Source organism: uncultured Agrococcus sp., from assembly GCF_945915485.1.
GTDB lineage: Bacteria > Actinomycetota > Actinomycetes > Actinomycetales > Microbacteriaceae > Agrococcus.
The window spans coordinates 1-12,378 of the sequence record NZ_CAMEFJ010000008.1 but is presented as its reverse complement, the minus strand read 5'-3'; the positions used below and the strand labels follow the sequence as shown (position 1 = coordinate 12,378).

10 protein-coding genes are annotated in these 12,378 nt (G+C 64.2%); all 10 read right to left on the bottom strand.

Translation table 11 applies throughout. From position 1 onward, the window contains the following. Nucleotides 1–7 precede the first annotated feature (7 nt). Nucleotides 8–808 (bottom strand): hypothetical protein, encoded by an 801-nt coding sequence (locus Q0O95_RS02755; RefSeq protein WP_293695070.1) that lies wholly within the window; start codon nt 806–808, stop codon nt 8–10. After that, nucleotides 801–1,361: a hypothetical protein gene (locus Q0O95_RS02750; RefSeq protein ID WP_293695068.1), complete on the bottom strand. Its 561-nt coding sequence runs from the start codon at nt 1,359–1,361 to the stop codon at nt 801–803. The genes Q0O95_RS02755 and Q0O95_RS02750 overlap by 8 nt, the downstream gene beginning before the upstream one ends. After that, nucleotides 1,342–1,974, bottom strand: coding sequence for a hypothetical protein (locus Q0O95_RS02745; protein ID WP_293695066.1), 633 nt, complete (start codon nt 1,972–1,974; stop codon nt 1,342–1,344). Before Q0O95_RS02745 ends, Q0O95_RS02750 begins: the two co-directional genes overlap by 20 nt. Nucleotides 1,975–1,982: 8 nt before the next feature. After that, nucleotides 1,983–3,209: a hypothetical protein gene (locus tag Q0O95_RS02740; protein WP_293695065.1), complete on the bottom strand. Its 1,227-nt coding sequence runs from the start codon at nt 3,207–3,209 to the stop codon at nt 1,983–1,985. Then, complete coding sequence (locus Q0O95_RS02735; protein ID WP_293695063.1) at nt 3,206–3,508, bottom strand: hypothetical protein; 303 nt, start codon at nt 3,506–3,508, stop codon at nt 3,206–3,208. The genes Q0O95_RS02740 and Q0O95_RS02735 overlap by 4 nt, the downstream gene beginning before the upstream one ends. A gap of 190 nt (nt 3,509–3,698) precedes the next feature. After that, nucleotides 3,699–8,207 (bottom strand): FtsK/SpoIIIE domain-containing protein, encoded by a 4,509-nt coding sequence (locus tag Q0O95_RS02730; RefSeq protein WP_293695061.1) that lies wholly within the window; start codon nt 8,205–8,207, stop codon nt 3,699–3,701. A gap of 36 nt (nt 8,208–8,243) precedes the next feature. After that, nucleotides 8,244–8,954 (bottom strand): hypothetical protein, encoded by a 711-nt coding sequence (locus Q0O95_RS02725; protein ID WP_293695059.1) that lies wholly within the window; start codon nt 8,952–8,954, stop codon nt 8,244–8,246. Then, entirely contained in the window at nt 8,947–10,452 is a 1,506-nt protein-coding gene (locus Q0O95_RS02720) for a serine/threonine-protein kinase (protein WP_293695057.1), read from the bottom strand. The genes Q0O95_RS02725 and Q0O95_RS02720 overlap by 8 nt, the downstream gene beginning before the upstream one ends. Further along, the gene (locus tag Q0O95_RS02715; protein ID WP_293695055.1) at nt 10,449–11,696 is read right to left on the bottom strand and encodes an FHA domain-containing protein; all 1,248 of its coding nucleotides are present in this window, start codon (nt 11,694–11,696) and stop codon (nt 10,449–10,451) included. Before Q0O95_RS02715 ends, Q0O95_RS02720 begins: the two co-directional genes overlap by 4 nt. A 17-nt stretch (nt 11,697–11,713) precedes the next feature. Further along, nucleotides 11,714–12,378, bottom strand: a 665-nt coding sequence (locus Q0O95_RS02710; protein WP_293695053.1) for an FHA domain-containing protein, incomplete at its 5' end; no start/stop codon positions are given.

Below are 12,378 nucleotides of genomic sequence, written 5' to 3'. Positions count from 1 at the left end.
GAAACGGTCAGTTCCGACGTTTCGCGGCGTTGTCCTCGGCAAACGTCCGCTGCGTGGGCATCGGAACAGTGCGCTCTACGACCTCTGAGAACAGCGCTTCGGCAACACCCGTCGAGCCACCCGCTCCGGCGAGTTCTGCGAATCTTTCCGAGGCTTGCTCGATCAACGTTGCGGCCGGAGGTCGGACAGACTTGCGTAGCTCTTCATGAAGTGAGCGCCGCAGGAACTCCGCGCGATCCATGGCGTCTTCTTCCCGGAGTTTGGCGACATCCGGATGCCGCAGTCGCTGCATCTCGAGCACAAGCCATGACGCTGCAACGAGCATCGCAGCAATCGTGAAAGGCCACGTCAAAAGCTGTGCTCCGGCGTTCCACCATGCGAGCCCCGCGCCCGCCGCACACGCGAAGGCAACCCATCGGTAGATCCCGAGCGTGTGTTTATCGAACGGTCGGCCGCGAGAGACGGCGAGAACAGCAGCCATCATCAGCGCGCACACATAACTGGCGATCATGCCGTGCACTTCGAACCCGCCGCCGGCGAGACGGTAATGGGTCTGACCAAAGAGCGGGAACACCGACGGAACCAGAATCACGAACGAAAGAATACGGAGCGGCCCGCCCTGCCGGAAGGCACCCTCCACGTCCTCGCGTAAGGTCGTGATCTCCAGCGCGTGATCAGCGGCGAACTCTTCTGCTGTTCGGTGCGCGTCGGCTGTGAATCCATGCACGCCTAGATCCTGAAACGACAGCTCAGCAGGGCCGGGCTCGGCGTGGGATCGCTTCGACACCGACGGGTCATGCTCAGTCATGCCACGCTGCCGTCTGCAACGCTGCCGCAATGGGTATCAGCACGTGACCGGCAACATTAGACAGCTGCGGAGAAATCGCCGCAAAGTAGACGGTGCCGTGTCCGTCGGCGGCCACGAAGATCGTCTGCAGCAACTGCAGGTCAGACTCGCCCGCTTCCTGCCGCAACCAATCAGGAAGCTCGTGGATGTGCGTTACCGCGAATCCGTCCAACTCACCGAACATCGCCTCGGTCACTATGGGCTCGGCGATGCCGGGGCCCATGAGTCGATTCACGAGATCGACGGCGTGGGCGGCGTCATGCACGACCTCCGGGCCATCCGCGGACACCGGGACGACCGCGGCAGCAATGCCAAGCTGCTCATCACTTAGCAACCACGTGGTACTGCCGAGATCGTTCGCCGAGGAGAGAGCGTAGCCTCCATGGTGATGCAGCATCGCTTTCCAAGGAGTGTTCGGAACGTCGGCCCAGAGAGCGAAGAATTCCTCCTGCTCCGTACCCGGCTCGACTTGTGTCCAGAACTCCGGGTCGGCTTCAAGACTGAACTGCTTCACGCTTCCATCGTAGTGTCGTGACGATCGAATCGCTCAGCAAGAAGAGCGACTCTCGCACGAAGTCCATGTTCGCATCGGGGTGCTCGGGCATGGGCAGCACCGTGCGAATCAGGAGCGCCAGATGCTTGTTTCCCTCGATAGGAATCAGATACGTGGGCCCACCGAACTCGCCGCTCTCACCATCCGAAGCGACCGTAGCTGACTCCATCCAACGCAGCACTCCGGAGGAACCCTCGAGCGGCCTGGCTTCTCGCGTCTCCATCATTCGAAGGCCGAACGCCTGCACGGTTGCCCCGGTCGGCGGTCTAAACCAGTGGACTGTCAAGCTCATCGGTACGAACTGATCCTCGGGCGCCTCCACCTGGCGGATGACTCCGGCCAGTTCAACGCGCGAGCTACCTGGGGCAGTCTTCGCCTGTTGCACCATCTGGCGGACGCCTGGTTCGAGAGCACGCTTCACATCCGGAGGGAGATCCTCCACCGCGGACAACACTTCTTCGTGGAATCGGTCGGCGTCACCTTCGTCGAACCGCCAACCGTCGGGCAGGAGAACGGCGAAGCTCGGTCGATCAGCGGATCCACTGACCAATTCCGCTCGCAGACTTCCTCCCATGCCCACAGCTAGGAATGCCGACCTTGATTGCTGAGGCTGAGAATGCCGTCAAGCGTCCCGAGCACGCCACCGCCCGCATCCGCGACACCGGCGAGCGCCTCTACAAGGTTGCTCGGACCTCCGGGGAAGCCCGCTAGCTCTTGCCATCGAGCACGGTTACCGCGAATCAGCGTCGGGGTGTTCCTCACGAGAAAGTGCCCCACTCCTGCAATGCCCAGTTCAAACGGTAGCGAGGGCAGAAATCCGGAAATGCGCGGGTTCATGCCCCGGAACGCTCTCAGCCCATCCCCGAGATCCGAACCCAAATGGCGCATCGCGCCCGTGAACTTCCCAGTGGGTAGCGCTTTGATGTGCTTGCCGAGCGTGGCGAGCTTGGCAAACGGCACGACGCCGACGATCGAAAGACACAGGCTCAGCACATCACCGCGCCCGGCAAGGAACTTGGATGCTTCCAGCAGGACGACGATAATGCCCGCGACGAGCGCGATGGCAGCGAACACCGCTAGCAGGGGACCGGTGAAGAAGAAGCAAAGCACGAACGCGATGACACCGATCCACGTAAGCACCGTCAGGAGGCCCTCGATGAACGGCATGGCGTTATCCCAGAAGCCATCCTCTGGGCCGGATTCATTGGCCTGCTCGAGGCTGGCGACGGCCGTGCTGTAGGCCGACTCCCAGTCGCTGACAGGAGCGTCGTAGGCGCCCCAGTACGATTCCCACTCGCTCACTGCAGTGTCGAATCGAGTTCTTTCACTTGTCGAGCTGGGGCGGTCTCCGAGGTCCTCCCCTGAGTCCGCGTTGTCGGCTCGCTCGTCGAAGGTCTCTTGGTCGCTGACTGCAGAGTTCAGAGCAATTGCGGCCTCGCGGACCTCTTCCCAGGTCGATTCCGAATTCGTAACCAAGGAGTCGGTGTCATTCTGCACATCGCGCAAGGCGCCCGCGTACACCTTGAGAGCGGCCCCGCTCGGAGTGTACAACTTTCCGGCGATGTCGAGGTCCTCGTAAACATCTTTTGCGTCCTTGCGGATTCCGTCGATCGAGAGCCCGGCTCCGAGGCTTCCATCCGCGAATCCCTCAAGGGTGGTCGCTGCTTGCTGCATCAGGTTGCCGAGTGTTTCGATGTTGCGACCGCGACGAAGGATTGTCGCGTGATCCCCCACGATATTCTCTACTGTGCGTTCGCCATCCGTCTCGGGCTGAGTCGTTCGCAGGTACTGTGATTCCGCTCTGCTCATTCGCTACTCTCCTGCATCTGCTGCAACTCGAGATCCAACTCTTCCCAAGCACTCTTCGTCTCGTCGACTCGTTCCAGGAGGCTCTCGAGCTTGCGCCGCAGCGTCTCGCGTTTGTCATCCCAGCGAGACTCGAAATCTTCAGCAGCGTCTCGGAGCTCGCCCCGATCCTGGGGTCGATCGATAGCATCGAGCAGTTCTGTCGTCCTCTCGTCCGCATCATCGAACTCGGCGATAATCCGGGTCAGGGAGTTCGAAAGTGTCTGCATCGACGAGAAAGGAATATCGACATCTCCAGCCATGTGAGCCTGTTCCTTCCCTACACGATCGGTCGTTCTTCACCATCGTATGGTCACCTCACCGAAAGCGCACAGGGGAGAACTCCCCTTCCCTGATCCATTCGCACCCCCGCGGCCACTCGACGGCTGCTTGGGCACGGCACGATGACCGCCGTTGCGGCCCTACGGCACACGGTGCTGGAGGAACGCCGTGTTACTCGTCGTCCTTCACGTGCGGCATCTGCATCGTGATCCACTTGCCTGCCTGGACGAAGATGCCGCGTCCGACCGGGAACTCCGTGCGCTTCACGCGGGGGAACGGCACCTTGAACATCGTGTCGCCATCGTGCGTATCCGGCATGAGGATGATGCCCTGTCGCCCCTGCTTCAGCTCGCCGACAACGCCGGCGCTCGTCGTCATGCGAGAGATGTCGCCGTCGCCGAAGAGCACGTGATCGCTCTTATTGACCGCCTGCAGCATCCCGCGGAGTGCCCGGTCCGCGCCGCTGTCTGCGAACTGCGGGGCATCCTCCATGAAGATCGCGATGCGACCGGGGAGGGAGTCGTCGACGAGGATCTCGGCCAGTTCGGTCGCGAGCTCCTTCGCATCGTCGTCGCGCGTCGCGCTCCTCACCCACGGGCGGTAGTCCTTGAGCACCGAGCGACGGCCGCCGAAGTGGAACATCTTGACCTCGGGGTCGAAGCGTTCCATCGCGTGGATGATCGCCTTCATCGCCGTCGTTCTGCCCGACTGCGGCGGGCCGGTGATCACGAACGTACCGAACGCGTCGAAGCCGCGCGGCGCAAGCGTATCCTCCGCGACGCCCCAGACGGGGAAGCCGTCGACGGAGTCCGGCATCTTGGCGACATCGATCTTCGTCGGCAGCGCCCCGATCTCCTCGATCGGTTCAACACCGCGCGCCACGAGCTCCTCGGCCAGTTTGTCCATCGCCTTCGACTGCTCGGCGACGTTCGGCGTGCCCGTGATGACGGCCATCTGCACTTCGGCGCCATCGACGATCGCGCGACCCGGAGGAGACTGCTCGTTCAAGACATCGCGTGGCACGTTCAGCAGCGTGTAACCGGTCTCTTCCGAAAGCCGCAGGATAACGCGACGAGACACGTTGGACGCGACGCTCGAGGAGATGGAACCGCCCCTGTCGACCGTGAGCACAGCGTGGACACCGAGGGGCCGACCCTCACCGAGGATGCGCATGAAGTTCGCGTAGTACGGGGCTCTCGCCGCCGTGATCTCCCAGCCGTTCTTGAACTCCGGGAAGTTGTCGATGAGCACGATGATGCGAGTCATCTTCGGATCGGCGATCTCGCGATACTCGGTCAGGTTCGAGGCATCGACCTCACCGAACAGCCTCGACCTCCTGTCGAGTTCGCGGCCGAGCGACCGCAGCACGCGCTGCACGCGCTCGGCGTCATCCCCGTCGATGACGGAGCCCACCTGCGGGAGTCGCTCCGCCGAACGCAGCGCGCCGGATGCGAAATCGAGCCCGTACACTTCGGCCGCGCCCTGCTCCGGATTCATTCCGGCGGCGACGGCGATCGACTTCAGGACCGTCGTCTTTCCTGAACCGGAAGTTCCGTACACCAGCAGCGAGCCGTCTCGGTCGGGGCGGAAGTACACGGGCGACTGCTGCTGCCGCTCGGGGATGTCCGCGAGCCCGAGCACGATGTTGCTGTCGTTCGTGTCGGCAAGACGCTGATCCTCCAGCGCGATCGTCTGCTCGAGATCATCGAGCCACGGCCTGCGAGGCAGCGGGATCTTCGCCTTGTCGGCGGCTTTGATAACCGTTTGCACGATGCGCTTCTGGTCGTTGGGGCCGAGATCCTCGTCGGTCAGCTCGACCTCGGGTGCCTTATCGGCCTCCCACTGCAGCGTCGAACCGAACCGCAGTTCCGCAACGCGAACATCCGCCGTGACCTCTTCGTCCGTCGTCCAACCGCCCGCGTACGCCGACTGGAAGGGCACGAGGCGTCCGGGCCCCGTCTTCGCGATGCCGCGGCCGGGGATGGAGGGGCTGAAGGATGCCGCAACGGGGTCGTCGACGACGTCTTTGGAGTCCGACTCGTCGGCCATGCGCAGCGCTACGCGCAGGTTGGTGTTGGCACGCAGATTGTCTTTGATAACGCCGGCAGGGCGCTGCGTCGCCATGATCAGGTGGATACCGAGCGAGCGACCGCGCTGCGCGATGTCGACGACGCCGTCGACGAACTCGGGCACCTCGCCCGCGAGCGCCGCGAACTCATCGATGACGAGCACGAGAGCAGGAGGGGTCTCAGGGTCTTGACGCTTTTCGAGCTCGAGCAGATCCTTCGCCTTCTTGCGGTTGAACAGGTGCTCACGGTGATGCAGTTCCGCGCGCAGCGACGTCAGGGCTCGCCGCACGAGGTGGGGAGAGAGGTCGGTGACGAGCCCGACGCAGTGGGGCAGCTCGACGCAGTCCGCGAAAGCTGAGCCTCCCTTGTAGTCCACGAACAGGAACGTAACGCGATCCGGGCTGTGCGCAGCCGCCATACCCAGCACCCACGCCTGCAGGAATTCCGACTTACCGGCACCGGTCGTGCCGCCGACGAGCGCGTGCGGCCCCTGTGTGCGGAGGTCGAGGGTCATGACATCCGAGGAGCCCTGCCCCATGATGGCTCGCAGGTCTCCCGCCTTCTTCAGCCGTGGCATCTCTCGACCCGATCGGTCGATTATCGAATTGCTTTCGCGCCATCGTTCGACGACCGCACCCGGCTCGTCCGCGATCTCCTGGCCGGTCAGCGAGAGGAACATCACCGCGTTCGGGATGTCCGATGCGTCTTCTATGACGGTCGACGAGTCGACGACGGGGGCGAGTCGCTTCGCCAGCATCGTCATGTAGCGGTTAGAGACGCCCTCGACCTTGACACCCTCGTGCAGCTCACCGGCGCGCACGATACCGACGGTCGCCTGCTGCAGGCCGGCCGTCACATCGATGAAGCTACGGCAGGCCGCGGGAAGGGCTTCTACCGTCGGCGCTACGAACAACGCGAACACACCTACTTCGGAGCCGCGCTCGAGGATCTGCGTCAGACGCGGCCTGTCGACGTCAGGATTGCCGGCGACGATCAGCACGATCGCGGTGTTGCCCTTGAAGGTCACGTCACTGAGCGCACGATCGATGTCGGAACCGAAGTCCATCGGATTCCAGTCGTCCTTGAACGGCTTCATCCTGCCGTTGCCGCCCTTGGACCGTCCGTAGACGATCTCCTCCAGGCTGTTCAGCAGCGCTGTCCCGGATGACGCCGAGTCGGCCAGCGGGAGGTCCTTGAGCGGATTCCGTTCGCTGGATGTGTGCGGCATCCACTTGAGCCAATCGAGCTCTTCCGTCCAATCGGGGTCGGTGAGCGCAACCGTCACGACCTCGTTGGGGGCGTGCATCCCGAGCAGTTGGACGGCGACGCCCCGCAATACGTCACTCGTCATCGCCTTGGGCCCGGCGATGCCGACGGAACCGACCGTCTGCAACGACTCGAAGATCGGCACATCGGTTATTGACTTGAAGCGATCCCGCAGGTGGTCGACGCGCTCGACATACTCGGGAAGCACCTCGGGGTTGTCGCTCTCACCGATCGTATTCCGGCTGTCATCGTCGCCGACGCCGAGCCGGAGTCCGAGGAAGTTCCAGTGCTCGGGCCTGCGGCTCCAGAGCATCGGCCCCAGCTTCATCGCCTGATCGAAGACGGTCGCGACGGCGGGCACCTCGCGGTTTCTGACCTTGCGTTCCTTGGGTGTCTGCTTGTAGAACATCTCCTCGAGCTCTTCGTACTGCTTCTCGAAGATCGCATCGTCTTTTTTGAACTGCTGGCCCATGCGCTGACGCTGCGTTATGAAATTACCGAACATCATCATGGGGGTGGCGGCCATGATGAGCAGCGAACGGATACGGCCCGTCATCGCGTAGAGGGCACCGGCCATCAGAATCGGCGCCACGAGCATCGGCCACGGGAACACGTTCTTGATGCGCTCCGTCGGCATGCGCGGCTCTTTGAACTCCTCACCGGGATACCGCGGCTCCACGACCGGCGAACGGTTGAACATGAGTGCTCCGCCCCGCTCCAGAACCGGGTCCTTGCCGGAGGAATTGAAGTTGCCGACGACCTGCACGACCAGTTCGGAATCGCCGAGCGTGAACGGCTGGCCCGGCACGACCGTGAGCCGCTGCACACGGCCGCCGTCGACGACAACGCCGTTCGAGGAGTTCAGGTCGACGACTTCGATGTGGGCACCGACCTCGATGCGCGCGTGGCGCTTCGATACCAGGGAGTCGGGAATCACCAGGTCGCTCGACGGGTCGCGCCCTATCGTCGCGTGCCCGGAGCGCAGCTGGAATTCATGCCCCTTCGCGGGGCCCCCCGTTACGTGCAGAGTCGCGACGACTTCGGCGCCCTGGTTCATCTCCGCCGAAGACGTGCGACGGCCGAGGTTGACGACCTGCGCGTTGAAGCCCGAGCCGATGGGTGCCTCACCGATGAGCGTGTCGGGAGCCATAGGGACCCTGTGCTCCTCGGTGGGCGGCGCGACGGCTAACGACAGCACCTCGCCTTCGTCTGCCCAGATGGTCTTCTCGGGATCGGCGTCCTTGATCTGGTTGGCGACATCTTCGACCGTCGCGGTGGAGTCCGCGGTCACGACAACGTCGGTGGGGGCGATCCCATCGCGATGCAGGGTCAGTTTGACTCGCACGAATTTCCTCTCGTCAGCGTAACGCCGTTGTCAGCTCTATTGCTTCTGTTGCTCGTTATCCAGCAGAGCGAGATCCGCCCGCGAAACCAGCCTCGACGATACCCCGTATTCGACCAGTCGCGCTCGGCGGTTCGTTGCCAGTTTGCCCGGTGCGGCGCGCATCCCCTGCACTCCCATCTGATCGAGCTTGTCGCAGAGCGCGTCGAGCCTTCTGTTGAACGTCGTCATGGACCAACCGAGACGCTGTGCCGTCGCCGAGTTCGTCGGCAGTTCGCTCACGCCAGCGGCATCGCGCCGCAGCATGGGCTCCGCGAGTGCGACGACCAGCAGTTTCTGCACATCGCTCAACTGCAGTGGCATAACCGTTTCTTCGCCGGCGACGTGGCGGGCGGCCGGTGAGAACTCGAACTCCGCGTGGGAGGTCACCATGGTCAGTTCATACGTCGTCGGGCCGGCGGTGAAGACGACGACGCACTCCGAGAACACCAGCGGTAGGGCCGCTCCCGGCGCCAGCCATGACTGCACCGTTCCCTCACCGCTGGAGATCGTCGCCGAGAGTCGAGACCCGACATTCGTCAGCCACCAGAGACTGTCTTTGAAGCCCACCTGCAGGAAGTGCCGGTGCAGGTACTGATTGTCGTCGATAGCCAGATCGCCTTCGCGACCGATGACGAACGGCTTAGCCTGGTCGACCCGGAACCATTCGCCGGCGAACTCGATCTGCATTTCGCTACGCGTATCACTCATCTGTGCATCCCTGGGCCGACTGCGAAGACTGTCCGGATGCCCGCACGATAGAGACACTCAAGCACGTCGGTCCTTCCGGTTCGAGGGGTACCGTCAATTCTGGCGACTCGAGCCATCCCGTCTCGGGGTTCCCGTTCGACGGCTCGTACCGGTACTGGTAGCGGTCGCCGTCGCGCGGCTGCGGGTTCTGCCAGGAGAAGTGGACCTCGTCGCCGTCGATCTCTGCGACGAAGGCGATCGGCATGCTGGGAGGAGCCGCGGGAGGCGGGGGCGCATCCTCGGTCTCATCCGGGTTGGAGCCAGACTCCAGCACGTTGTTGCCGAAGATCACCAAGCCGCCGACGGTAGCGACCACCGCGATCAGCACGGCTGCCGCGATCGTCACCGGCAACCAACGTCTTCGCGTTCGGCGCGGAGGCTCGGCATCCCGCAGCTCGGCGGGGGCCGCCGGCTGTTCACCGGCCCCGATCTCGGCCCGAACCACGGTCCGGTCGTCCACTTGAATCGGCGCGTGGTGGTGACGGACGGCGGAGTCCGTTCGCCGATCGGCCTGCGCATCGATCGTGACGACACCCCGCACTCTCGTCGCACCGCCGTCTTCGACCTCGGACGCATCGGGAGCGAGCGAGTCATCGAGCACGTCGATCTGCGTTATCGGCAGCGCCATGCTCGCCTCTACCCGCTGCAGCGCCCTGCCAAAATCGAGGGCCGTCGAGTATCGGCGATTCGGGTTCGCCGCCATGGCGGCCAGCAGTGTGTTCTCGAGCTCTGCCGGCACGTCGCCTCGTGCCAACGGCGCGACGTCACCGGCCTCTATTCGAGCGATGAGGTCGAGGCTCGCGTTGCTCTCCCCCGGCAGCTCGAACGGTGTACGCCCCGCGAGCAGCGTATACAGCGTTGCGGAGAGCGAGAAAACGTCTGATTCGGGGCCGGCCCACGGGGTGCTCGCAAACGCTTCCGGCGGCGACCAGGGCACAGACATCCCCGATTCCTCGTGCACTGCACCGCCGGCAGTCGCGATACCGAAGTCGGTCAGCGCAGGGCGATTGTACGCGGTGACGAGAATGTTCGCGGGTTTGATGTCACGGTGCAGGATTCCCGCCCGGTGCGCGGTTTCCACAGCGCCGGCGATCTGTACGCCCAGCGTGAGCACCTCCGGAACCGAGAAGCGCTCCTTCTGATAGCGCAAGCCGAGATTCGGTTTCGGCGCGTACTCCATCGCGAGATACGGTCGCCCGTCCGGCGTCACGGCAGCGCCGTAGATCGTCACGATCGACGGATGCTCGGAGAGTTGCGCCATCAGGTTCGCTTCGTTGCGGAAGTGCTCGACGGTGTTCTGATTCAGCTGCGAAGGCAGCAGGACTTTCACCGCGACGCGTCGACTCGGCAGCGCCTGCTGATACAGATACACGTCCGCGAATCCGCCGGACCCGAGTACCTGCAGGAAGTCATAACCGGGGATGTCGGGGGCCGGCGCCGGCGCTCGCTTCGGGCTCACGGTGTCTGCACCTCGATGACGACACCTTCGCCGATGTCGAGCCTGTCTCCCGGCCAGAGGAACGTCGGCGTATCGGGGCGCAGTCGCTGGGGTTGCTGCCCTGGACGCAGCAGCATCGTGCCGTTCGTGGAACCGAGATCTTCTGCCACGACGTTCCAGTCTTCTATCCGCATCTCGACGTGGCTGCGGGAGATGTCTTCGTCCGGGCTCGCGACCTGCATCAGCCGCGTGTGCGGATCGGAGCTTCTCGCGCGCGGCTTGCGCCCGAAGACCACCGTGTTGTGAAGTGGGATGCGCTCCCCGCTCGGGAGCGCGGCCACAGCGAAATCGGGCCGTGGGCGACGCTGCAGCGACCCTTGCGCGATCGTTCCGCCGCACACGGAGCAGACGGATGCGGACGGCGGGTTCACGTGACCGACGTGGCACACCAGTGACAGTACCTGCGGACCGCTGTCGTGCAGATGCTGCTCCTGCTGCTGAGCAGAGCGTTCAGCGCGGTTTCGGGCTATCAGTTCCGCTGCGTCTTCTGCGCGAACGGTGTTGCCGTCGTGATCGCCGAGCTGCTCCTGCGCGGCAGGAAACTGCGGTCCAGCAGGAGGCTGCGCAGACGATGGTTGCGCGACGGCCGGCTGCTGGGCTCCGGTCTGCGGGGAATCCGGCAGCCGGGCCGGCACTTCCTCGCTGGCCGACCGGGCATCTTCGTATGCTCGCGCCGCGGGAGTTGCCGGGGCCGGTGCACTGCGCTGAAAGCCGGGAACGGAGTCGATGATCCCGCCCTCCAACGACCCTTCATCGGCGGTGGTCTCTTGTTCGGGGAGGTCCTCGGGAACGAGTGTTTCGAGAGAAACATCCGCGAGGTCAAGCACGAGTGCCCTTACCTTGGCGACACCGTGCGTGATCGGAAACGACGGCTCGCCCTCCGCGCGAAGGTCGCCGACCAGAAGCGACCCTCCCCGCAGGCTTTCGAAGATGAGCGACTTCGATGCGTTCGATTCGAGATCCTTGTCGTCGAGGCGGGCCGGCACGCCGGAACGGCGAGCGAGCTGGCATTCCGCCCCGAAGTCGGCAAGCGCGAGAGGGTTGCCGTACCGCTGGGCAGCCTGTGCGATCTCCTGCAGAGAATCGCCGGCAGCGAGCGCGTCGAAAGCACGCTGCACCTGCTCGGGCGCCGCCGAAGCGGGGAGCACGACGACGCGCGAACCTGCGACCGCGGCCCATGCCGAGCCGGGCACGAATCGCATCATGACGCCCCCTCATCCATCTACGTCAGTTGAAGCCGCAAGGAGCGGTCTCCAATTCGAACGATATCGTTACCGAACAACTCGACGCGATGCCCCGGAGGCAGGTTGACCACTTGGCCCGACCGCTCCAGCGACGAACCGTTCGTCGAATGCCGGTCGACCGCGAACACCTTGGCGCCATTGACTTCGAGCAGCAGATGCGTCTTCGAAATCGACTGCGAAGGGTCCGCGATGGGGAGCGCGTGCGCAATGTTCTCGTCTGCTCCCGCGCGCGGGTTACGGCCGAGGAGCGCGCTTCCCTCCAATTCGAATGTCTCGCCCGTGTCGAGCGCGATCGTCGCTACCGCGGCGGAGCGTCGCCCGGCCATCCTGGTTTCCGCGACATCGTCATCGAGCCCGGCACCACCGTGCATGACCGTGTCGTCATCGATCGGCTCCTGCCACGCCTGCGGCGCGCTCGGTGGCGCAGGCGGCGCAGACCGCTGTTGTGCAGGGTGCGACTGCTGGTACTGCACCCGACCAGGACCGGCGGGAGGAGGAGCAGACGGCTGCAGGGGAGCGTGCTGTTGCTGTGCGTGCTGCTGCACGCCCCGGGGAGGAGACGCCTGCGGCGGTGGACTCTGCGGCGGTGGTCCTTGCGACGCGCCCTGAGGAGATGCGCCCTGAGGAGATGCGCCCTGAGGAG